Source organism: Lentzea sp. CC55 (assembly GCF_021056325.1).
GTDB lineage: Bacteria > Actinomycetota > Actinomycetes > Mycobacteriales > Pseudonocardiaceae > Lentzea > Lentzea jiangxiensis.
The window spans coordinates 26,584-49,415 of record NZ_JAJCXE010000046.1 but is presented as its reverse complement, the minus strand read 5'-3'; the positions used below and the strand labels follow the sequence as shown (position 1 = coordinate 49,415).

General features: G+C 69.6%; 20 protein-coding genes. 9 read left to right on the top strand and 11 right to left on the bottom strand.

Annotation, left to right across the window (positions count from 1 at the left end; translation table 11 throughout):
* Positions 1-11 precede the first annotated feature (11 nt).
* Positions 12-938: an MBL fold metallo-hydrolase gene (locus L6E10_RS29245; protein WP_236223377.1), complete on the top strand. Its 927-nt coding sequence runs from the start codon at positions 12-14 to the stop codon at positions 936-938.
* A gap of 103 nt (positions 939-1,041) precedes the next feature.
* On the opposite strand, the gene L6E10_RS29240 is transcribed toward L6E10_RS29245, so the two are convergent.
* Positions 1,042-1,578 (bottom strand): SRPBCC domain-containing protein, encoded by a 537-nt coding sequence (locus tag L6E10_RS29240; RefSeq protein WP_236223374.1) that lies wholly within the window; start codon positions 1,576-1,578, stop codon positions 1,042-1,044.
* Positions 1,571-1,792, bottom strand: a complete 222-nt coding sequence (locus L6E10_RS29235) for a hypothetical protein (RefSeq protein WP_236223372.1) — start codon at positions 1,790-1,792, stop codon at positions 1,571-1,573. Before L6E10_RS29235 ends, L6E10_RS29240 begins: the two co-directional genes overlap by 8 nt.
* Before the next feature lie 145 nt (positions 1,793-1,937).
* Here L6E10_RS29235 and L6E10_RS29230 point away from each other — a divergent pair, with 145 nt between their 5' ends.
* On the top strand, positions 1,938-2,903 hold the full coding sequence (locus L6E10_RS29230; RefSeq protein WP_236223371.1) for a DUF3500 domain-containing protein: 966 nt from the start codon (positions 1,938-1,940) through the stop codon (positions 2,901-2,903).
* Complete coding sequence (locus tag L6E10_RS29225) at positions 2,881-3,546, top strand: endonuclease V (RefSeq protein ID WP_308102904.1); 666 nt, start codon at positions 2,881-2,883, stop codon at positions 3,544-3,546. Before L6E10_RS29230 ends, L6E10_RS29225 begins: the two co-directional genes overlap by 23 nt.
* Here the strand turns inward: L6E10_RS29225 and lspA are convergent.
* Positions 3,518-4,003: a signal peptidase II gene (lspA, locus tag L6E10_RS29220; protein ID WP_236223369.1), complete on the bottom strand. Its 486-nt coding sequence runs from the start codon at positions 4,001-4,003 to the stop codon at positions 3,518-3,520. The genes L6E10_RS29225 and lspA overlap by 29 nt on opposite strands.
* Positions 4,004-4,236: 233 nt before the next feature.
* A complete protein-coding gene (locus L6E10_RS29215) occupies positions 4,237-5,529 on the bottom strand; it encodes a 6-phospho-beta-glucosidase (RefSeq protein WP_236223367.1) in 1,293 nt (430 codons plus the stop codon).
* 333 nt (positions 5,530-5,862) lie between these two features.
* On the opposite strand from L6E10_RS29215, the gene L6E10_RS29210 reads away from it, so the two are divergent.
* Positions 5,863-7,887 carry a UvrD-helicase domain-containing protein gene (locus tag L6E10_RS29210; protein WP_308102903.1) on the top strand — a complete coding sequence of 675 codons (2,025 nt, stop codon included), beginning with the start codon at positions 5,863-5,865 and terminating at the stop codon, positions 7,885-7,887.
* Here the strand turns inward: L6E10_RS29210 and cutA are convergent.
* Both cutA and add read right to left on the bottom strand, forming a co-directional pair.
* Complete coding sequence (gene cutA, locus L6E10_RS29205) at positions 7,870-8,184, bottom strand: divalent-cation tolerance protein CutA (RefSeq protein WP_090102704.1); 315 nt, start codon at positions 8,182-8,184, stop codon at positions 7,870-7,872. The genes L6E10_RS29210 and cutA overlap by 18 nt on opposite strands.
* Positions 8,181-9,182, bottom strand: a complete 1,002-nt coding sequence (gene add, locus L6E10_RS29200; protein WP_236223363.1) for an adenosine deaminase — start codon at positions 9,180-9,182, stop codon at positions 8,181-8,183. The genes cutA and add overlap by 4 nt, the downstream gene beginning before the upstream one ends.
* A 107-nt stretch (positions 9,183-9,289) precedes the next feature.
* On the opposite strand from add, the gene L6E10_RS29195 reads away from it, so the two are divergent.
* A complete protein-coding gene (locus tag L6E10_RS29195) occupies positions 9,290-11,089 on the top strand; it encodes a Xaa-Pro dipeptidyl-peptidase (protein WP_236223361.1) in 1,800 nt (599 codons plus the stop codon).
* 175 nt (positions 11,090-11,264) lie between these two features.
* Positions 11,265-12,299 (top strand): DUF4192 domain-containing protein, encoded by a 1,035-nt coding sequence (locus L6E10_RS29190; protein ID WP_236223359.1) that lies wholly within the window; start codon positions 11,265-11,267, stop codon positions 12,297-12,299.
* Here the strand turns inward: L6E10_RS29190 and L6E10_RS29185 are convergent.
* The 4 genes from L6E10_RS29185 to L6E10_RS29170 are packed head-to-tail and all read right to left on the bottom strand — an operon-like array spanning position 12,269 to position 17,139.
* A complete protein-coding gene (locus tag L6E10_RS29185) occupies positions 12,269-14,266 on the bottom strand; it encodes a S9 family peptidase (RefSeq protein WP_236223357.1) in 1,998 nt (665 codons plus the stop codon). The two genes, L6E10_RS29190 and L6E10_RS29185, sit on opposite strands and share 31 nt — an antisense overlap.
* Before the next feature lie 6 nt (positions 14,267-14,272).
* The gene (gene galE, locus L6E10_RS29180) at positions 14,273-15,235 is read right to left on the bottom strand and encodes a UDP-glucose 4-epimerase GalE (RefSeq protein WP_236223355.1); all 963 of its coding nucleotides are present in this window, start codon (positions 15,233-15,235) and stop codon (positions 14,273-14,275) included.
* Between the two features lie 36 nt (positions 15,236-15,271).
* Complete coding sequence (galK, locus tag L6E10_RS29175) at positions 15,272-16,447, bottom strand: galactokinase (protein WP_236223353.1); 1,176 nt, start codon at positions 16,445-16,447, stop codon at positions 15,272-15,274.
* Entirely contained in the window at positions 16,444-17,139 is a 696-nt protein-coding gene (locus tag L6E10_RS29170) for a metal-dependent transcriptional regulator (RefSeq protein ID WP_236223351.1), read from the bottom strand. Before L6E10_RS29170 ends, galK begins: the two co-directional genes overlap by 4 nt.
* Positions 17,140-17,217: 78 nt before the next feature.
* On the opposite strand from L6E10_RS29170, the gene L6E10_RS29165 reads away from it, so the two are divergent.
* Positions 17,218-18,069, top strand: a complete 852-nt coding sequence (locus L6E10_RS29165; RefSeq protein WP_236223349.1) for a sulfurtransferase — start codon at positions 17,218-17,220, stop codon at positions 18,067-18,069.
* Positions 18,070-18,112: 43 nt separating this feature from the next.
* Here L6E10_RS29165 and L6E10_RS29160 read toward each other — a convergent pair whose 3' ends face one another.
* Complete coding sequence (locus L6E10_RS29160; RefSeq protein WP_236223347.1) at positions 18,113-18,715, bottom strand: hypothetical protein; 603 nt, start codon at positions 18,713-18,715, stop codon at positions 18,113-18,115.
* Between the two features lie 100 nt (positions 18,716-18,815).
* Here L6E10_RS29160 and L6E10_RS29155 point away from each other — a divergent pair, with 100 nt between their 5' ends.
* Both L6E10_RS29155 and L6E10_RS29150 read left to right on the top strand, forming a co-directional pair.
* The gene (locus L6E10_RS29155) at positions 18,816-19,988 is read left to right on the top strand and encodes an acetoin utilization protein AcuC (RefSeq protein ID WP_236223345.1); all 1,173 of its coding nucleotides are present in this window, start codon (positions 18,816-18,818) and stop codon (positions 19,986-19,988) included.
* A gap of 18 nt (positions 19,989-20,006) precedes the next feature.
* Complete coding sequence (locus L6E10_RS29150; protein WP_374237578.1) at positions 20,007-22,685, top strand: GNAT family N-acetyltransferase; 2,679 nt, start codon at positions 20,007-20,009, stop codon at positions 22,683-22,685.
* Positions 22,686-22,832: the final 147 nt, after the last annotated feature.

Sequence of the window (22,832 nt, the reverse complement as noted above, 5' to 3'; positions counted from 1 at the left end):
CGCTGGAACGGGTGAAGCCTTCCGCTCAGCCCGAACTCGTCGAGATCGCTCCCGGAGTCCACGCCTACGTCCAGCCCGACGGGTCCTGGATGATCAACAACACCGGCGCGGTCGTCGGCTCCGACGACTCGCTGCTGCTCGTGGACACCACGTCCACCGAGGCGCGCAACCGCGCGTTGCTCGCCTCGGTGGCCACGGTGAGCTCCGCCGAACCCGGCTACGTCATCAACACCCACCACCACGGCGACCACACGTTCGGCAACTGGCTCGTCCCGCCGTCGACCGTCATCATCGGCCACGAGGCGTGCCGCGAAGAGGTCCTCACCGCCGGCCTGCTCGCCGCCCAGGTGCTCACCGGCCCGGACTACGGCCACATCGAGGTCCGCCCGCCGTCCCTCACCTACACGAAGTCGCTGACCCTGCACCTCGGCACGCGCGTCGTCGAACTGCACCACCCCGGCCCGGCGCACACCCGCGGCGACACCGTCGTCTGGCTCCCGGCCGAGCGCGTCCTGTTCACCGGCGACCTCGTGTTCGCGGGCGGCCAGCCGTTCCTCGCCGAGGGCAGCATCACCGGCTACCGGTCCGCCCTCGAGTTCCTGCGCTCTTTCGACGCCGCCGTTGTCGTTCCCGGCCACGGTCCGCTGCTGCGAGGCGCCCAGATCAACCGCGTCCTGGACGACCTCGCCGCCTACACGACGTACCTCGCAGACCTGGCGTCGTCCGGCCACGCCGCCGGCAAGACTCCGATGGAGGTCGTCCGCGAGGCGGGAGAGTCACGCTTCTCGTCGTGGCAGGAGTCCGAGCGCCTGGTGGGCAACCTCCACCGCGCCTACCACGAACTGGACGGCAAGCCCCTCTCCGAACGCCTTGAACTGCCCCGCGTCTGGATGGACATGATGGAACTCCACGGCGGCCCCATCGTCTGCCACGCCTAACAGCAACCAATATATCGGCTGCTCCACCGCGTTCACCTGCTATTTTGCAACAGGTCTTTTGACTTCGTCGTCAAAAGACCTGTTGCAAAGCCGGGATCGCGTCTCAGACGGCTTGGCCGATACCCGGCGGCTCGGGGACGTTCCCGGCCTTCGTGCCCGCCGGCATCGCCCACATGAACGCGCGCATCAACGCGTACCGGACCTTCAGACCGGAGCTGACGTCGCCGGTCTCGACGACCTGCTTGAGCGCGACGAGGATGCCCTTCCACGTCGAGTCGACCTTGCCGAGCCGCTTGACGCCCTCGGGCCAACTGGAGTTGCGCAACATGACGCGCGTTCCGCCGTCCACCTCTTCCAACTGCCACGAGACGGCGGTCCACGGGTTGTCGCGCATGGTCAGCCGCAGCGTGTGGGAAAGCAGTCGCGGCGGATCGACCTCGACGACGCGGCCGACGACGAACACCCGCTTGCCGTCCGGTGATCGGTAGTGCAGCGGCGCACCCGGCTCGAGCGTGGAATCGAGAACCGCGTCCATCATGGCGCGTTGCTTGCCGTCGAGTCGGGTGATCTCCGCCCACGCCTCCTCGATCCGCGCGGCGATCACGATGCTGTGCACCAGTTCGGTGCCGGGTTCACCCAACGTCCTCGTCCTCCTGTCCGACGCTCTCGACCGTGAGCTTCAAGCCGACGAGCGCCGCTGCCCAGTTCCGCTCGTGATGCGCGACTTGCCGCTGGTGAATCTGCTGAATGGGCACGGGGTTGAGGTGGTCGACCCGCTTCCGGCCCCGCGGCTCCACGAGCATCAGGTCAAGCACCCCGAGGTGCCGCATGACGACGTGCAGGCTGGTCTCCAACGCCTCCTCAACGGGTTCGCCACGGCGCGCCAGACTGCGTCGTCATCATGTTGCGTCTTCATGCACGTCAGATTTTTGGCACCCATTGCGGCTGGCGTCGACCGCATCCACTGCTCTGTGACCGCAAGGCCGATAAGTTCAAAAGATGCTGCACGACGTCGCTGACGCCACGCATCACTACATCGGCTTGTTGGGCGGTGACCAGCGCGAACAGGCGATCCGCGCCATCACCGACGACGACCTGAGGCACCGCTGGGCGTACACACCGGGCACACGACCGGGCCTGGCGCTCGGAGACCTCCGACGCGACCAGCGCAAAGCAGTCCACGGCATGCTCGCCACCGTTCTCAGCCCGCACGCGTACGCCCAAGTGGCCGCGGTCATGGCGCTGGAAGACGTGCTCGACCACCGCGAGGGCGGACACCGAAATCGGCACAGCGCCGACTACTGGACCGTCCTGTTCGGCACACCCGGCAGCGACGAGCCGTGGGGATGGCGAGTCGATGGACACCATCTCTCGGTCAACGTCGTCGTCGCCGACGGCCACGTGTCCGCGACGCCCTTCTTCCTCGGCGCGAACCCCGCCCGAGTCACCTACCGGGGCCGCGTGGTCAGCCAGCCGCTGAAGCTGGAAGAGGAACTGGCCCGCGAACTCCTCGACCGCATGGGCCCGACCGCTCGCCGCTTGGCCGTCGTGTCCGACACCGCGCCGCACGACATCCGCACCGGCAACGCCCCGCGGATCAGCCCGTCCGAACCGGTCGGAGTGACGCCGGCCCAGCTCGGCAAGCCGGCCGGTGAGCTCCTCGTCGACATCGTCCGCTTCTACCTGGACAGGCTCGCGTTCGAACTCGCCGACGAGGAGTACGCGCGAGTCGACCCCGAACGCCTGCACTTCTCCTGGGAAGGCTCGCTGCGCCGGGGCGAGGGGCACTACTACCGCATACAGGGCCCGGAACTGCTCATCGAGTACGACAACACAGCCAACGAGGCGAACCACATCCACACCGTCTTGCGTCGCCATTCGGGTGACTTCGGCGACGACCTCCTGACCGCCCACTACGACGCGTCACGGCACACTGTCGTACGTGGAGTGGCCCAGAACGGTTGACGACGCCATCGCGATGCAAGAACGCCTGCGCACGCAGGTGATCACCACTAGTGCCCCTGACCTGCGCATAGACACCGTTGCAGGTCTGGACGTCGGCTACCGTAGCAACGACACAGTTGCGGGCGTCTGCGTGGTGTTCGATGCAAAATCGCTGGTCGTGCTCGACGAAGTCGTCGTTGAGGGCACGACCGACTTCCCCTACATCGCCGGTCTCTTCGCGTTCCGGGAGATGCCCGTCCTGCTGCGCGCCCTCGAACAGGTGACCGTCACACCGGACCTGCTCGTCGCGGACGGTCAGGGCCTCGCGCACCCCCGGCGCTTCGGCCTGGCGTGCCATCTGGGCGTGCACACCGGCATCCCCAGCATCGGCGTCGCGAAGAACGCGATGGGCAGGTTCGACCCGCCGGGCCACGACCGCGGGTCGACGAGCGACCTCGTCATGGACGGCGACAACGGCGACGAGGTCGTCGGCAGGGCGTTGCGGACTCAGACCGGCGTGAAACCGGTCTTCGTGTCAGTCGGCCACAAGATCGACCTGGACCGGGCATGCGCCGAGGTGCTGCGTCTAGCTCCGCGCTACCGGCTGCCCGAGACGACCCGCCGCGCCGACGCACTCACGCGGCAGGTTGCTTCGTCGGAGTGAAGCTCAGCAGCACGAGCAGGATCGCACCGCAGACCAGCGCGATGTCCGCGACGTTGCCGACGAACCAGCCGTTGTAGTCGATGAAGTCGACGACGTGCCCGCGCGCGAACCCGGGCTGGCGGAACAGCCGGTCGAGCAGGTGCGTCGTCGCGCCGCCCAGCATCAACGCGAGTGCGAAGGCCCGCAGCCTCGTCTGCGGCTGCATGCCGTACCGCGCGAGCAGCACGACGGCGACAGCCGCGACGATGGTGAAGATCCACGTCGACCCCGCGCCGATCGAGAACGCGGCACCGGGGTTGTAGAGGAGCCTGAACTGCAGGAACTCCCCGAGCACGGGAATGGGCGCGCGGCCGGTCAGCGCGCTCTCGGCCCAGAACTTCGTGGCCTGGTCCAGCAGCAGCACGAGCACGGCGATGCCCATGACGAGCGGCACGCGGCGAGAGGTGGTGGTGTCCATTTGTGGACGAGCGTAGTTAAGAACACCACCACTCGGCATCAGGCCTTGGTCACGTCCTCGGTGTTGAACGCGTCGGCGCCCTCGACACCGATCGCCGCGAGGAACATTTCCTCCAGCGGCCTCGACCGTTCATCGATCATGTGTGGAAGCGGACCAGGCAACGTGCGGCCGTCACCGTCCGCACGTCTCGACACGAGTTGGGAGACGCCGCGCTCGCTCACGAACCTCAGCGGTCATGGCGTGGAGAACCGCTGCAACAGCGGGTGGGTGTCGACGATCCTGCGAGCCACGTTGACGGAGTCGACTAGCGGATGCAACGCCAACGCCTTCACGGCGTGCGCACGTTCACCGCTGATGGCCGCTTTGATCGTGGCGCGCTCGACGACCTTCAACGCCGTGACGAGTCCGACGCCCTCGTCCGGGACCTGGCTGACCGAGACGGGGCGCGCACCGTTCGCGTCGACCAGGCTCGGCACCTCGACGACGGCCTCCGAGTCGAGACACCTCAGCGTCGTCCTGTTCGGGACGTTGAGGATCAAGGTGGTTCGTTTGTCCGACGCGATCGCGTGCATCAGGTCGAGGGCGACGCGTTCGTAGCCGCCGCCGTCGAGGTCGTCGCTGTCGCGTTCCTCGTCACGGGTCTCGGCCATGTACGTCTGTTCGCGTTCCAGGCGCGTGCGGTCCCAGCTCTCCCAGGATGGCGCCGCGTAGAACCGCTTCTGCTGCTCCAAGAGGAATGCCCCGCGTGAGGCACCGGCCTCCACGGCCTCCCGCGTGAAGTAGTAGTAGTGCAGGTACTCGTTCGGGACGGCGCCCAAGGAGCGCAGCCATTCCGCACCGAACAGCCTGCCCTCTTCGAACGACTCGAGCCGGGCGGTGTCGGCGAGCAGTTCAGGCAGCACATCCCGCCCCGCCACGTGGACGCCCCGCAGCCAGCCGAGGTGGTTGAGGCCGGCGTAGTCGAGCCATGCGTCTTCAAGGGTCACACCGGCGGCACGGGCCACTCGCTTGCCGAGCCCGACGGGGGAGTCGCAGATGCCGATGACGCGGCGGCCGAGGTGCGCCGACATCGCCTCGGTGACCATGCCGGCGGGGTTCGTGAAGTTGATGACCCACGCCTCCGGCGCGAGTTCCGATATACGACGTGCGATGTCGAGCGCGACAGGAACTGTGCGCAGCCCGTACACAACGCCACCGGCACCGACGGTCTCCTGCCCGAGCACACCACAGCCCGCCGCGACGCTCTCGTCGGCGGCGCGTCCTTCGAGACCACCGACGCGGATGGCGGAGAACACGAAGTCCGCGCCCCTCACCGCTTCGTCGAGATCGGTCGACGTCGTCACGGCGGGCGCGTCCGGTACCTCCGCCGCGAGCTCGGCCAGGACGACACCGATTGCGGCAAGACGGCCGGGGTCGAGGTCGAACAGCGCGACTTCGGTGACGCGCCCCGGCGACCGATCGGCGAGCAACGCGCGGTAGACCAGCGGGACGCGGAAGCCGCCTCCGCCCAGGATGACCAGCTTCATGCTTCGACCACGTCCATTCCGGCCTCTCCAGCTGTGCGAGCCGTGTAGCCGAATCCTACATTTTCCGGTGCGGCCGCCAATGATTCGAAGGGGTTGGCGCGGCACGCTGCCAGCTCATCATGCCCTTGAATTGCCTGGTCCAGATGCCTAGGGGCACGTCAGCACGCTGTCTCGACCAGCATTGATCGAACCGCATCGCAGCACGTCACGCGCGGGCGTTGGTAGATCATGCAAGGGATTCCGCGCACAGCGGAGATGTGATACAAAGAATGGCTTTGCATTATCGGAACTAGATTTCCGAGTGCACGGCACTATTGTATCACAGGGGGCAATGTGTTGGCGAGCGAACAGGCGCGAATCACCTCTCTGTATCAAAAGCTCGACCGGGAAAGGAACAAAGCGGCAGCGGATCTCGCCGCCGCGCTGCGGGACGACACGGCCCAGAGGCACGACCGCGAAGCCGCGGTCGAGGTGCTGACCAAGGACCTCCGGAAGTACCGCGCGGCGGAAGAAGGGCTGTGCTTCGGACGCATCGACTCGGAGAACGGCGACAGCACCTACATCGGGCGGGTCGGACTGTTCGGCGACGACTTCGAGCCACTGCTTCTGGACTGGCGCGCACCGGCGGCGCGGCCGTTCTACACGGCGACGGCCGCGAACCCCGAGGGTGTCGTGCTGCGGCGGCACTTCCGCATTCGCGACCGGGAGCTGCGCGATTGCCACGACGACGAACTGCTGACGGACACGACCGCGTTGCTCGACGCCCTCAACGCACCGCGGACGGCGACGATGCGGGACATCGTCTCGACCATCCAGGCCGAGCAGGACGAAATCATCCGCCACTCCGGCCCCGGTGTGCTCGTCATCGAGGGCGGTCCCGGAACGGGCAAGACCGCGGTGGCCCTGCACCGCGTGGCATACCTGCTGTACACGCGTCGTGAACGCCTGTCCCGGCACGGTGTGCTGATCGTCGGCCCGAACACCGGCTTCCTCCACTACGTCGGCGACGTCCTGCCATCGCTGGGGGAGACCGACGTCGTCTTCGCGACGCCCGGTGAGCTTTACCCCGGTGTTGTCACCGACGCCGAAGACACGCCGTCGTTGCAACGGCTGAAAGGCGATGTGTCCGTTCTCGACCTGCTGGCCGTCGCAGTGGCCGACCGGCAGGAACTGCCGGACGAGCCCATCGAGATCGAGCTGGAAGACATCGTCGTGCCGCTCGACGCTCATATCGCCGCCGTTGCACGCGAGAAGACGCGCTATTACGAGCTGCCGCACAACGCCGCCCGCAAGTACTTCTTCCTGGCGCTCGCCGAGGAACTCGTCGCGCCGACGATGCGCTTGATCGGTGTCGACTGGCCGGAGATCGAGGAGGACGTCCGCCACGAACTCCGCCGCAGCTCCGCGTTGCGCGACGCCGTCGACAAGCTGTGGCCGCTGCTGACACCGGAACAGTTGCTCGCCGATCTGTACGCGGGTCGCTGCTTCCGGATCGGTGCGCCGGAGCTGTACCGGGCAGACGCCGACGCGTGGACCGTGTCCGACGTGCCGCTGCTCGACGAGCTCGCCGACCTGCTCGGGTCCGACGGCACCGCGGAGCGTGAGGCGAGGCGAGCGGAGGAGGAACAACTCGAGTACGCCCGCGGCGTCATGGACGTCCTGTCGATCGACGAACGCGCCGATGCCGACGAGTACATCGTCACCGACTTCGTCAACGCCGATGTGCTGGCCGCTGGGCACGAAGTGCGCGATCACCGATCCCTCGCCGAACGCGCCGCCGCAGACCGCACGTGGACATACGGCCACGTCGTCGTCGACGAAGCACAGGAGCTGTCCGCAATGGATTGGCGCGTGCTACTGCGCAGGTGTCCCAACAAGTCCATGACCGTTGTCGGCGACCTGGCTCAACGCCAGGCGGCGGGAGGAGTCCGGAGCTGGGGATCGGTGTTCGAGCGGTTCAACTACCGCCGGCTGGAGGTCAATTACCGCACCCCGGGCGAGATCATGGCCGTCGCCACCCCGGTCCTGAAGCTCGTCGACCCCGATGCGTCGGCCCCGGTGTCAGTGCGCAAGACCGCTGAACGCCCGTGGGCCCGTCGCGTAACTGATATATCGGCAGCCGTGCGCGACGAACTCGATGCGCACGCCAACTCGTGCAACGGCCGCACGATCGCCGTCATCGGCGAAGGCTGGATGCCGCCGCGTGCGTCGAAGGGGCTGGAGTTCGACGTCGTCCTCGTCGTCGAACCGCAACGCATGTCGCCCAGCGAGCTGTACGTCGCGCTGACGAGGGCGACGCAGCGGCTTGGCGTGCTGCACACCGAGCCGCTGCCGCGTCACCTACGAGGTCTCCTCTGAGATCCACGCGAGGTAGTCGTCGTTGCCCCCGACCACGGGGGTGACGACGACCTCGGGGACGTCGTAGCTGTGATGCGCCTTGATGTGCGCGACGAGGTCGTCGACGCGGACGGAAGACGTCTTCACGACGCACTGCCACTCCGCGTCGACGCGCACCTCGCCGTCCCACCGGTAGACGCTGCGGATGGGCACGATCTGCACGCACGCGCCCAACCTGGCCTCGACGATGCCCTTCGCCAGCGACTCGGCGGCCTCGGGCGAGTCGACGGTCGTCGTCACCACGTTCGCACCACTCATACCGCGTCGATCTCCTTCAGCAACTGGTCCTTCAACTCGGCCGGCGCGTAGGACGCCCGCACGGCGGCACGGGCGAAGTCGGCGAGCTCGTCCCGGCCAAACCCGAAACGCTCGTGGCACAGCAGGTACTCGCGGTCGAGGTCGGTGTGGAACATGCCGGGGTCGTCGGTGCTGATCGCCACCGGCACGCCCGCCTCCACGAGCCGCGGCAGGTGGTGCTCGTCGAACGACCGCACCGCGCCGGTCCGGAGGTTCGACGTCGGGCACACCTCGACGACGACGCCTTCGTCGGCGAGGTGCCGCAGCAGGCCGGGATCCTGCGCCGCGCTGACGCCGTGCCCGATCCGTTCGGCTCGCAGATCGTGCAGAGCGGCCCAGATCTCACTGGGCGGCGTCGTCTCACCGGCGTGCGGGACCATGTGCAGTCCGGCGTCGCGCGCCATCGCGAACGCCTCGCGGAAATTCGCCCTCGGCGCGTCCGACTCGAACCCGCCGAGTCCGAAGCCGACCAGCCCCTCCGGCCGGTGCTCGGTGGCGAACCGCGCACTCGTCATGCCCCAGTCGCGATCCCAGACACCGGGAACGTCGAAGATCCACTGCAACGTCACGCCGTGCACGGCGAGCGCTTCGTCGCGTCCGGCGTGCAACGCCTCGACGAGTTCGTCGGGCGCGATGCCGGCTCGCAGGTGGCTGGTCGCGCTGATCGTCAGCTCCGCATATCGGACATTGGTCCGTGCCGCGTCACGCGCGTATCCGACGACGAGAGTGCGGACGTCCTCGCCCGTGGTGACGAGGTCGTTGACGATGCCGTAGACGTTGATGAAGTGCCGGAAGTCCGTGAACTCGTAGAACTTCCGCAGCTCGGTCTCGTCGGTCGGCACCCGCCCGCCGGGGTGGTTGCGGGCGAGCGCGAGGACGGTGTCGGCGGAAGCCGCGCCCACGAGGTGGACGTGCAGCTCGGCCTTCGGCAGCGCGTGGACGAAGTCGGAAATGTGCACGGTCCATGCTCTCAGGTCAAGAGCCGATCGACGGGTGACATGTCTTGCAGTCAAAGGAGAGGGTGCAGGGCGATTCCTGTCTCTGGCTTCCGCATTGGGGGTGCCTCGTGAGGGGCGCACGAAGAGTCGCACTGCTGACCGCGGTGCTCGTTCTGCCATTTCTGCCCGTCACCGCTCAAGCCGCCGAAGGGCCCGTTTTCCAGAACGGCGAGGCCCAGCCCGTCTTCGACCCGAAAGACGTGGTGAAGGAGAGCCTCTGGGTCCGCGCCCCGGTCGACAGCGACCGCGACGGCAAGGACGACGAGGTCTACACCGAGATCGTCCGGCCGCGCGCCACCGAACGCGGCCTCAAGGTCCCGGTCGTCTACATGGTCAGCCCGTACTTCTCGGGCGGCAACGACGTCGCCAACCACAACGTCGACGTCGAGCTGTACGTGCCCGACAAGCGCAACGGCCGCCTGCTCAAGGCCAACTCCGACGAACGCATCACCGCCGCCCTCGGCCCCAACCCGATCACCTCCGGTCGCTACGAGGCCTACTTCATCGCCCGCGGGTACGCGGTCGTCTACGCCGAGTCCCTCGGCACCGGCAAGTCGACGGGCTGCCCGACGACGGGCGACGTCAACGAGACGATCGGCGCTCGTGTCGTCGTCGACTGGCTCAACGGCCGTGCGACGGCGCGGACCGCCACGGGCGAGGCCATCAAGGCGACCTGGTCGACCGGCAAGACCGGCATGATGGGCGTCTCCTACAACGGAACGCTGCCCAACGCCGTCGCCTCCACCGGCGTCCGCGGCCTCGAAGCGATCGTGCCGATCGCCGCGATCTCCAGCTGGTACGACTACTACCGCGCGGACGGCGCCGTCGTCGCACCCGGCACGTTCCAGGGCGAGGACGCCGACGTGCTGGCCGAATACGTCTACACGCGTGCTGATCGGGAGATCTGCAAGCCGATCATCGCCGAGATCGCCAAGGACCAGGACCGGATCACCGGTGACTACAGCCGGTTCTGGGACAAGCGGAGCTACCTCAACGACGTCCACAAGGTTCGCGCGGCCGTTCTCGCGGTGCACGGGCTCAACGACTGGAACGTCAAGATGACGCACGTCGAGCAGTGGTACTCGGCGTTGAAGAAGGTCGGCGCGCCGCACAAGATCTGGCTGCACCAGTCCGGGCACACGGACGCCGACACGCTCCGTTCGGCCGAGTGGCGGCGCACGCTGAACCGCTGGTTCACCCAGTACCTGTGGGGTCACCGCAACGGCATCGACAAGGAGCCGAAGGCGACGATCCAGCGCGAGGACAAGACGTGGGTCGACGAGAAGGACTGGCCGGCCGCCGGCACGTCCGACGTGCGGCTGCGCCTGTCCGCGGGCGGAACCACCAAGGGCGGTCTCGGTGTCCTGCCCGGCCGCGGCGTGGAGAAGCTGACCGACGACGCGACGAAGACCGCCGAGTCGTTGATCGACCAGGCGACCTCGCCGAACCGGCTGTCCTACACCTCGGAGCCGGCGCAGAAGCCGGTGCGGCTGTCCGGCAAGTCGACCGCGAACCTGCGTCTCGCGTTCGACCGGCCCGCGGCCAACGTGACGACGCTGCTGGTCGACCGCCGTCCGGACGGCACGTCGCACGTCATCACCCGCGGTTCGACCGACCCGCAGAACAGGGAACGACCGGACAGGACGTCGCCGATCAAGCCCGGCAAGTTCTACGACGTCGAGGTGCCGATCGTGCCGGACGACTACGTCCTGCAGGTCGGTCACCGGCTCGAGTTCGTGGTGATCTCCAGCGACTACGACTACACGCTGCGCCCGAAGCCGGGCGCCGGACTGTCGCTCGACCTCGCCCGGACGTCGGTGGAGCTGCCGGTCGTCGGCGGCTGGCGTTCGGTGTTCCAGGCGTTCTGAGGTGATGCCGTGCTCCGGTCGGCGAGGACCGGAGCACGGCAACCTAGCACCCACCCCCGACAGAACCCCGCTCCCAGGCGGTCCATGATCTCGACCTGTCCACAGCCGCTGAGTTGTCCACAACCTGGCGTCCATCCCGGCTCATCACCTGGCTCGCCCCGCCACAGTGAGCCCCATGCCCACTACCCTCCCGAAACCGATCCGGGTTCGCGACGCCGCCGAGCTCTACGCCGCGATCCCGCACCTGATGGGGTTCCACCCGTCCGACTCGCTCGTCGTGCTGGTGCTGAAGGACGACCTGGTCAGCATGACCATGCGCGTCGACCTGCCACGCCCGCGACATAGGGGCTTCCTGGCGGCCCAGCTGGAAGGGCCGCTGCTCGACCAAGGCGCGACAGAAGTGATCCTCGTGGTCGTCTGTGCGCCGACAGAGCACATACCCGAGGAACTACCTCACGAACCGCTGGTCACCGCGCTCAGACACGGACTGGGCGGCGTGGGCATCGACGTCGTCGAAGCCGTGTGGCTGCCGTCGTGCCAGAAGGACGCGAAGTGGCTCTGCTACCTCGACATCGACTGCCACGGCACGCTGCCGGACCCCCGGCTGTCCGCGGTCGCCGCCGCGTCGGCCCACGAAGGCAACGTGACGTTCGAGTCGCGTGCCGCGATGGCGGCGATCCTCGCGCTTGACCCACCTGAGGCGATGGAGCGCAGGTCCGCGATGCTCGACGAGCTCATGACGAATTCGGCCGAACCCGATCCCGGCACCGAATTGCGCCGCGTGAGCGACGCGATCGACGCGGTGGAGAACCGCAAGGGCCCGTTGCGGGACGACGAGATCGTCGCACTGGCACGGGCCCTGGCGATGCCCGACGTCCGGGACGCGAGCCTGGGGTTCGCCGTCCAAGCCAGGTCCCGTCTCGCCGAACGCCTGTGGCTCGAGCTCACCAGAGCCTGCCCGGCACCGGAACGTGCGGAGGCCGCGTGCCTGCTCGCGTTCTATGCCTACCAACGCGGCGACGGCGGGATCGCGTCCGTCGCCCTCGACGCGGCCGATGAGGCGTGCCCCGGTCATTCGCTGAGCAAGCTCATCAGGGCCGCCGTCAGCGCCGCGTTCCCGCCCTCGCAGATGCGGGCGCTGGCCGTGAGGTACATGGACAGCGCCCGCCAGTTGCTCGCTCAGAGCAGTTCGGGTCGCTCCCAGCCCTGATCCAGCACGTGCTCGGCCAGGAACGCCCACACCGTCTCGTACCAGACCCGAGAGTTGCCGGGGGTGAGGATCCAGTGGTTTTCGGTTGGGTAGTAAAGGTACTTCGCGGTCACCCCGTGGCGGACGAGGTCGAAGTACAGCCGGTGCCCCTCACCGATCGGGACCCGGTAGTCCTTGTCCCCGTGGATGACGAGCATCGGGGTCTTGATGTCGGCGACCCGCAGGTGCGGGGAGTTGGCCTGGATCCGCTCCGGCTGGGTGAGGGGGTCGCCCATCTCCCGCATCCAGAAGTAGGAGCTGTCGGTGCCGCCGGAGAACGCGTCGAGGTGCCAGAGGGACGCGTGGGTGACGATCGCACGGAACCGGTCGGTCTGGGTGGCGATCCAGTTGGCCATGTAACCGCCGAACGACCCGCCCATGGCGGCGGTCCGGGACGCGTCGATGTCGGCTCGCTCGACCGCGACGTCCGTGATGGCCATCAGGTCGGTGTAGGGCTCGGCGCCCCAGCGGCCCCAGCCGGCCTTGATGAAGTCCGGCCCGTACCCGGTCGAGAGGGCGGGGTCGGGCAGCAGGACGGCGTAGCCGCGAGCGGCCATGAGCCACGGGTTCCAGCGCCAGGTCCAGCCGTTCCAGCTCATGACCGGGCCGCCGTGGACCCACAGCAGGAGCGGGGCGGGGGAGTCGGCGGAGGCACCCTCGGGCAGCACCAGCCAGGAGCGGACGGTCCTGCCGTCGGCGACGACCGTGGAGATCTCGGTGAGCGTGCCGGGCACCGACGCGAGGGCGCCGGGCGCGCGCAGCCGTTCCGGGTCCTGGTCGGTTCCCTCGGAGGCGAACCGCACGGGCTGTGGCGGGTGGTCGACCGAGTTGCGCAACGCGTACAGCGTCTTGCCGTCCGGGCTCACCACCAGATCGCTGTAGTAACCGGTCACCGTCAGCTTGGTGACCTCGCCGGTCGCGAGATCGAGCCGCCAGACCGGCTGGTGCCCGAGGTGGCTCGCGGTGAAGAAGACCGCCGACCCGTCCGGGCTCACCACCGGGTGGTCCGGCTCCTCCTGGAAACCGGGCGCCAGTGGCGTGATCGAGTTCTCCGCCAGGTCGATGCGCACGAGGTCGCGCCGGTGTGGGGAGTCCGGAGTGGACTCGCGGTACCGGATCGCGATCACGGCGGCCGAGTCGGGCGTGAACGTGGCGCCACCGAAGGAGAAGCCCTCTTCGGAGGCGATGGTTCGCGGCGCGCCACCACTGGTGGCGACGACCCGCAGTTCGGTCCGGCGACCGTAGGAGGGGCTGACGTCGACGTCGTGGCCGAAAACGGCCCACTTCCCGTCTGGGCTCAGCTCAACGTCCTCATCGCTGAGCCTGCTTTCGGCGTCTTCGCTGAGAGCGATGACGGTGCCGGGGTCCGCGAGAGGAGCCGCGAACAGGCGTGGGTAGGTGGGACCGAGGTCCGCGTCCCAGTACCGGATCGGGTACGACTCGTGCAGGATCGCCGTCACCCCGGCGTCCTCGCGTGCCTTGCGCTTGGCGTCGTCCTCGTCACCGAACTCCGTGAAGCGGTGCGCCGACGACGTGAACAGCACCGTCTCGCCGGCGGCCCGCACCTGACCGACTCCGCCACCCGGCCGCAGCACCTCGGCGGCCTCGCCATGGACGGGAAGGCGCCACAGCGCCTTCTTGTCGTTGGACTCGCCCGGCTTCGTGAGCGGGTCCGGGCGGCCCGACAGGAACAACAACGACCCGTCCGGCGCGAACACGGGGGAGGAGTCGCCCTTGGCGGAGCGGGTGAGCCGGACGGCCTCCCGCTCCCCGGTGGGGTCGACCTCCCAGAGGGCGCCTTGCCACGTCTTACCGTCCGGGGCCAGCGTGGAGACGACCGTGACGAGCCTGGTGCCGTCCGGGGACAGTGCGAGCGACGCGAGCCGCGGGGTGGCGTTGTAGCTCTCGAAGGAGGCGAAGTCGGTCATCCCGGCTCAGGCTCCATGCCGGGCGCGGGTGAACTCCCACGCGTCGCGGACGATGCCGGTGATGTCGGCGCGCTCCGGCTTCCAGCCGAGCTCGGTGCGCGCCCGCTCCGCGGAGGCGACCAGGACGGCGGGGTCGCCGGCGCGCCGGGGGGCGACGACGGCGGGGATCGGGTGGCCGGTGACCTCGCGGCAGGTGTCGATGACCTGCTTGACGGAGAAGCCGGTGCCGTTGCCCAGGTTGTAGATCCGGTGCTCGCCCGCGGTGGCGTTCTCGAGCGCGAGGAGGTGGGCGTCCGCGAGGTCCAGGACGTGGATGTAGTCCCGGACGCAGGTGCCGTCCTCGGTGGGCCAGTCCTCGCCGTAGATCGAGATGTGCTCGCGCTGCCCGAGGGCGACCTGGAGCACCAGCGGGATGAGGTGGGTCTCGGTCGCGTGCCGCTCGCCGATGCTGCCGTAGGCGCCGGCGACGTTGAAGTACCGCAGGCTCGTCGCCGCCAGGCCGTGCGCGGCGGCGTACGACGTGATCGCGTGGTCGATGGCCAGCTTGGTGGCGCCGTAGGTGTTGGTCGGCGCGGTCGGCGCGGTCTCGGGGATCGGCACCTCCCGCGGCTCGCCGTACGTCGCGGCAGTCGAGGAGAAGACGAGCTTCGGCGTGCCGTGTTCCTTCATGGCGTCGAGCAGGCGGACCGCCGTCAGGACGTTGCCCGTCCAGTACTTGCCGGGGTCCTGCATGGACTCGCCCACGAGGGACTTCGCCGCGAAGTGCAGAACGCCGTCGAACCCTTCTGCGAGGACATCGTCGATGACCTCGGCGATGTCACCCCGGATGAAGCGCGCTCCCGAGGGGACGGCATCCTCGTGGCCGGTCGAGAGGTCGTCGAGGACGACCACCTCGTGCCCGGCTTCGAGCAGCCTGGCAGCGCACACACTGCCGACATATCCGGCCCCGCCCGTGACGAGCAGCTTCACCGCAGTCCTCGCATTCCTGGTCAAGATCGTTCTCTGCTACCGGTCCCTGCCCGCGCCCGCGGACGGAACCGCCGTGAAGAGCCTCGGCCGCGTGAGCGAGCGAGAGGCGAAGCCTGCGAGCACGGACCGCTCGACCTCGTCGTGCCTTTCGACGGGCACGAGGGCGATGGCCGAGCCACCGAAACCGCCGCCGACCATCCGGGCACCCAGCGCGCCGGCCGCCATGGCGGAGTCGACGGCGACGTCGAGCTCCAGGCAGGAGACGCGATAGTCGTCCCGCAGGCTCGCGTGGGAGCCGGAGAGCAGCGGTCCGACGTCGGCGAGCTCGCCCGCGCGGAGCAGCTCGACGCTGCGCAGGACCCTGTCGTTCTCGGTCACGACGTGCCGCACCAGCGGACGCAGGTCTTCGGGCAGCCGGACGAGCGCCTGGTCGAGCTCGGCGATGTCCACGTCGCGCAGAGCCGGAACGCCGAGAATCTCGGCGGCGCGCTCACAGCCGGCACGCCTGGCGCCGTAGCCGCCGTCGACGAGCGCGTGGCTCGCGCGCGTGTCGATGACCAGGACCTCGAGCCCGCTGGCAGCCGCGTCGAACGCGACCTGTTCCGGCTTGCCCGAGCGCACGTCGTAAAACAGGGCGTGCGCTTCGATGCAGCACAGCGATGCGGTCTGGTCGAGAATGCCGGTCGGCGCGCCCACGAAGTCGTTCTCGGAGCGCTGCACCCAGCGCGCGATGTCCGGCCGCTCGGCGTCGACACCGGCGAGACCGAGCAGGGCGAGCGCGACGGCGCACTCCAGGGCGTGGGAGGACGAGAGACCGGCGCCGGCGGGCACGTCGCCCGCGATGACGAGGTCGGCTCCTCCGGTGACGGCGATCCCCTGCTCCCGCAGGGCCCAGGCGACTCCGCCGGGGTACGCGGGCCACCCCTTGACGGTGCCGGGGGCTAGGTCGGCCACCACCATCGGGTCCGCCTCCTGCAACCCGCCGTCGTCTCCCATCGTGCTGACGGTCATCACGCCGTCGGCACGGGGAGACGCCGCGACCGCGATGCGGTGCGGCAACGCGAACGGCAGCACGTAGCCGTCGTTGTAGTCGGTGTGCTCGCCGATGAGGTTGACGCGGCCGGGAGCCGACCAGACCCCCTCGGGAGCGCGGCCGTGCAGGCGCTGGAACGCCTCGGCCGCCTTCGCCGCCGGTGCCGTCGCCTGGGTCACCGGGCGAGCACCAGGACGGCGTGGGCGACCGCGGGGTCGAGTTCTGCGGAGTTGCCGTTGCCACCGCGCACCTGGACGACCTTGGCGCCGGCGAGCGCCTCGACCTCCACGGTGCTGCCGGGCACGACGCCGGCTTCCTTGAGCTCGGCCATGAGGTCGGGGTCGAGCTGGACGTGCTCGGCGATGCGGCGCACCTCGACGCGGCCACCGCCGCGGCGAGCCACTTCGTCCACGCGCACCAGGTCCGCCTCGGCGGGCGGGGCCGGCTCGCCGTCGCCCAGCTTGTCGAGGCCGGGGATCGGGTTGCCGTAGGGCGAGGTGGTCGGGTTGCCGAGCAGCTTGATGAGCTTGCGTTCGACCGCTTCGCTCATCACGTGCTCCCAGCGGCACGCCTCGCTGTGCACGTGCTCCCATTCGAGCCCGATGATGTCCACGAGGAGGCGCTCGGCGAGCCGGTGCTTGCGCATGACGGCGATCGCGAGGTTGCGGCCCTGCTCGGTGAGCTCGAGGTGGCGGTCCTCCGCCACGATGACCAGGCCGTCGCGCTCCATGCGGCCGACGGTCTGGCTCACCGTCGGTCCACTTTGGCCGAGGCGTTCGGCGATGCGGGCGCGCAGTGGCACGACGCCCTCTTCTTCGAGCTCGTAGATCGTGCGGAGGTACATCTCCGTGGTGTCGATGAGGTCGTTCACACCCGCTCCCCTTCGTATGGTGTCGATGGTAGTCGTGCCGGGGGACACAGGTGTCCGCGCGGGTGCAGGATGTGTGCCGTGCATCCCTTGATCACTCCTGAGGCCCTCGCCGACGCGCTGCGTATGCAGCCGGCCACCGTCGTGCTGGACGTGCGGTGGCGTCTCGGCGGACCACCCGGACGCCAAGACTACGAGGTCAGCCACGTGCCCGGTGCGGTGTACGTGGATCTCGACACGGAGCTGTCCGCCCCGCCCGGTGCGGGTGGGCGCCATCCGCTGCCGGATCCGGAACTGCTGCAGGAGGTGCTGCGGCGCGCGGGCGTGCGCGAGGGCGGCCGGGTCGTCGCGTACGACGCGGGAGACGGGTCGGTCGCCGCGCGGGTGTGGTGGTTGCTGCGGTGGGCCGGGTACGGCGAGGTCGCGGTGCTGGACGGCGGGTTCGCCGCGTGGGAGGCCGCCGGGTTGCCGGTGACCGCGGAGGAACCGGGGGCCCTGACCGGTGATGCGGCCGGAGACGTCGTGGTGCGGCCTGGGCAGATGCCCGTGCTGGACGCGGACGGGGCGGCGGCGCTCGCTCGGGACGGCGTGCTGCTCGACGCGCGGGCGGCGGCCCGGTACCGGGGCGAGACCGAGCCGGTGGACCCGAAGGCCGGGCATGTTCCGGGGGCGCTCAACGCGCCGAGCACCGGGCACGTCGGTCCGGACGGGCGATGGCTCGGCGCGGCTGAGCTGGCCGCGCGGTTCGCCGAGATCGGGGTGACGGGGGAGGCGGCTGTTGGTGCTTACTGCGGGTCCGGCGTGACCGCTTCGTCCGTCGTGCTCGCGCTGGAGGTCGCGGGGATCACGTCGGCCGGGAACCCGGCGGCGTTGTACGCCGGGTCGTGGTCCAACTGGTGTGCGCTGGACCGGGAGGTCGCCACCGGCGGCTGATGCCCGGCTGCCGTCAGGCCGTCGCCTGACGGCGTGGGGCCGGTCAGGCGTTGGGGATGCGGTTGAAGCCCGCGGTGGCGAGCTTGAGCGCCGTGCCGCAGGTGTCCAGGTCGTCGATCGCCAGGACGCTCACGGAGAAGGCCGGGGTGATGACGTCCGGGTCGTCGGTCAGCATGACGGTGACCTGGCAGTCCTCCTTGGAGGCGGCGACCTGCCACGCGGTGTTGCCGCCGATGTCGATCTGCTTCTTCTCGCCCTCCTGGTCCACGGCGTCGGGGACGGTGACCAGCTGCGTGATGACGGCGGACGGGTTGGTGACGGTGTGGATGCAGCCGCCGTCCGCCGAGGACTTGCCGCCGGTCGCGGCCTCGACGTCGGCGGGCTTGAGGACACCGCAGGTCTCGAGGCCCGTCGCCTTCTTCCTGGTGCCGATCTTCACGTCGCCCTGCTTCTGGGCGGTGGGGGGCGCCGGCTTGGACGGCGTGGCACTGCTCCGCGGCTTCCGCGAGGTCGTGGAGGGCGCGGTGGACTGCTCCGCGGCGTTCGGGTCGGGGGAGGCCGAGCCCCGCACCTGTTCCGCGCAGCCCGTGGCGGTGGCGAGGGTCAGGCCCAGTGCGAGGAGGACGGCGGCTGGTCGCAGGTGCATGTCGCCTCTGACCCCTGTTCGGTGAGATCGGTTCCGGGGTGGTGGTCCCGGGTTCGTGGCCGGAGGTGCGCCGACGGGGAGCGACTGTAGGTTGCTGGGCATGGGTAAGCCAGCCGCGGTTGTCTGGGACAGGTCCTTCCTCGGGTACGACCTCGGTGGCGACCACCCGCTGAACCCCGTCCGGCTGGACCTGACGGTCCGGCTCGCGACCGCCCTCGGAGTGCTGGACGGCGTCGAGCTGCGGGCGCCGGTGCCGGCCGGTGACGACGAGATCGAGCTCGTGCACAAGCCCGGTTACCTGAGCGCGGTGCAGGCGGCGCCGACGGCGGGGTGGGACGTCGGGCACGGGTTGGGTACGGCGGACAACCCCGTGTTCGAGCGGATGCACGAGGCGTCGGCGCTGGTGGTCGGCGGATCGCTGGTGGCGGCCCGGGCCATCGCGTCGGGGGAGGCGGACCGGGCGGTCAACATCGCCGGCGGCCTGCACCACGCGATGCCGGACAGCGCGGCCGGGTTCTGCGTCTACAACGACTGCGCGGTGGCCATCGAGTGGTTGCTGCGCAGCGGAGTGGAGCGCATCGCGTACGTCGACGTCGACGTGCACCACGGGGACGGTGTGCAGACGGCGTTCTGGGACGACCCGCGGGTGCTGACGGTGTCGTTGCACCAGCACCCGATGAGCCTGTGGCCGGGGACCGGGTGGGCCGGTGAGGTCGGCGGGGCCGGGGCCGAGGGGAGCGCGGTCAACGTGCCGCTGCCCGCCGGCACGCGCGATGGCGCGTGGCTGCGGGCGTTCCACGCGACGGTGCCCGCGTTGCTGAAGGCGTTCCGGCCGCAGGTGCTGGTCACGCAGTGCGGGGTCGACACGCACAGGGAGGACCCGCTCGCGGACCTGTCGCTGAGCGTGGACGGGCACCGGGCGATCTACCAGGCGTTCCGCGACATCGTGAACGAGCACGGGTACAAGTGGCTCGCGCTCGGCGGCGGCGGGTACGAGCTGCTCAGGGTGGTGCCGCGGTCGTGGACGCACCTGCTGGCGACGGTGCTGGACCGCGACGTCGACCCGAACCGGCCGCTGCCGGCGGAGTGGGTCGCGCATGCGACGCAGATCGCACCCGAGTGGCCTTTGCCTGCGTCCATGACTGATGGGTGCGACCCTGGGTACCAGGCGTGGGGCGGCGACGCGGAGCAGCCGGTGGACAAGGCGATCCGCGACACGCGCCGTGCGGTGTTCCCGTTGCATGGGCTTGACCCCGACGACCCCAGGGACTGACACAAAGTGCCGGACAACGTGCCGAAGGACGTCCCGACGGGCGTCTCCAACGACGTTCCGAAAGACAGCGCCGACGACGCGGCCAGGGACCCGTTCGACTTCCCGCGGCACTGGGAGGCGGACGTCGTCCTCAGCGACGGCGGCACCGTCCACCTGCGGCCGATCACGCCGGCCGACGCCGAGGAGCTGCGGGAGTTCCACGGCCGGCTGTCCGAGCGGACGCGGTACTTCCGCTACTTCGGGCCCTACCCGCGGATCCCGCAGCGCGACCTCGAGCGGTTCAGCACCGTCGACCACCACGACCGCGTGGCGCTCATCGCGTTGCTGGGCGACGACATCGTCGCCGTCGGCCGCTTCGACCGGCTGCACCACGGCGACAGCGCCGAGGTGGCGTTCGTCGTCGAGGACGGGCACCAGGGGCGCGGGCTCGGCAGCATCCTGCTCGAACACCTCGCCGCCGCGGCCAGGGAGGTCGGGCTCACCCGGTTCGAGGCCGAGGTGCTCGCCGAGAACGGCCAGATGGTCCGGGTGTTCCGCGACGCCGGCTACCAGGTCAGCAGGGCGTTCGAGGAGGGGGTGCTGCACCTGGAGTTCGCGATCGACCCCACCGACGAGTCCGTCGCCGTCGCCAGGGCCCGCGAACAGGCCGCCGAGGCCCGCAGCGTGCACAACCTGCTGCACCCGCGCAGCGTCGCCGTCATCGGCGCCTCGACCGATCCCACCAAGATCGGGCACGCGGTCCTCAAGAACCTCCTCGAAGCCGACTTCAACGGCCCTGTCTACCCCGTCAACGCCGAGCATCGCGCTGTGCGCGGCGTACGGGCCTATCCGACCGTGCTCGACATCCCCGACGACGTCGACCTCGCCATCGTCGCCGTTCCCGCGGCCAGCGTCGACGAGGTCATGGACGGCTGCCTCGCCAAGGGCGTGAAGGCACTTGTCGTCGTCAGCTCCGGCTACGGCGAGACGGGACCTGACGGTCTGTCTGCCGAACGCAGGCTCGCTGCGGAGGCGAGAGCCCACGGCATGCGCGTCGTCGGTCCGAACGCACTGGGTGTGCTCAACCTCGACCCCAAGGTCCGCCTCAACGCGAGTCTCGCCCCGCAGTTGCCGTCGCGCGGCCGTGCGGGCTTCTTCTGCCAGTCCGGCGCCCTCGGCACGGCCATCCTCGCCAACGCCGCCGGCTGGGGCCTCGGCCTGTCCACGTTCGTCTCGGCGGGCAACCGCGCCGACGTCTCCGGCAACGACCTGCTGCAGTACTGGGAGACCGACCCGGCCACCGACGTCGTCCTGCTCTACCTGGAGTCGTTCGGCAACCCGCGCAAGTTCGCGCGGCTCGCGCGCAGGCTCGGCCGCACCAAGCCCATCGTCGCGGTGAAGTCCGGCCGCCACGCCGTCGTGCCCGGCCTCGCCGCCACGGCCGCGAAGGTAGACGAGGCGAGCGTCCAGGCCCTGTTCGAGCAGGCCGGCGTGATCAGGGTCGACTCGCTGGCGCAGCTCTTCGACACCGCGCTGCTGCTGGCCCACCAGCCGCTGCCCGCGGGCAAGCGCGTCGCCGTCGTCGGCAACTCCACCGCGATCGGCCTGCTGGCCGCCGACACGCTGCTCGCCCAGGACCTCGACCTCGCGGGCGACCCCGTCGACGTCGGTGCCCAGGCCACGCCGGAGGAGTTCGCCAAGGCCGTGAAGGAGGCCCTGGACCGTCCGGACACCGACGCGCTCGTCGTCGTCTTCGTGCCCCCGATCGCGGTTCCCGGCGCCGCCTACGCCCGCGCCCTCAAGGAGGCCGCGCCCAGCACGAAACCGATCGTCTCCACGTTCCTCGCGGTCGAGGGCATCCCCGACGAGCTGAAGATGCCCGGCAAGGGCTCCATCCCGAGCTACGCCAGTCCCGAACGCGCCGTGCTCGCGCTGGCCCGCACCGTCCGCTACGCCCGCTGGCGCGCCGCACCGCAGGGCACCTTCGTCCGGCCGGAGGGCATCGACACCGAACGGGCCAGGTCCATTGTGGACTCGCCGGCGTCCGAGGTCCGGCTCGACGACCACAAGGCCGTCGCACTGCTGGAGTGCTACGGCATCGACGTCGTCCCGTTCCGCATCGCCTCCAGCGAGGAGGAAGCCGTGGAGGTGGCGGACGAACTCGGCTACCCCGTGGCGATGAAGGCGACCAGCGAGCGGTTGCGCCACCGCACCGACCTCGTCGGTGTCCGGCTCGACATCGCCCAGCGCGAGTCGGTCAGGGCCGCCTACCACGACCTCGCGGCGCTCTCCGGCAAGCCGGGCGTGTACGTGCAACGCATGGCGCCCAAGGGAGTCAGCTGCGTCCTCGGCCTCCAGGACGACCCGAGCTTCGGCACACTGGTCTGGTTCGGACTGTCGGGTCTGGTCAGCGATCTCCTCGGCGACCGGGCCTACCGGGCGGTACCCCTCACCGACACCGACGCCGCGGAACTCGTTGCCGCACCCAAAGCCGCGCCTCTGCTCACCGGATATCGCGGCGACGAACCAGCGGACCTGGAAGCACTTCAGGAGCTGGTACTCCGTTTGGCCGCGTTGGCGGAGGACCTTCCGGAGGTGCGGTCGCTGAAGCTCGAACCCGTTCTTGCTTCTGCCGCAGGGGCTTTCGTCAGCAGCGCCCGCATAGTCGTCGGCCCGCCCCCGTCCCTGCACGACGCCGGTCCGAGGCGTCTGCGCTAGCCCCGCGCCAGTCTCGGCGCTGAACTGTTACAGCAACGATTCCGTTGTTTTCATTCGCTCCCAGGTATGGACATGCGTCCTGCCGCCGCTTAGGTTTCCCGCATCGCCCAGCAGCGCCGACCCTGGTGCGAGGGCGCGTGCCCGTGG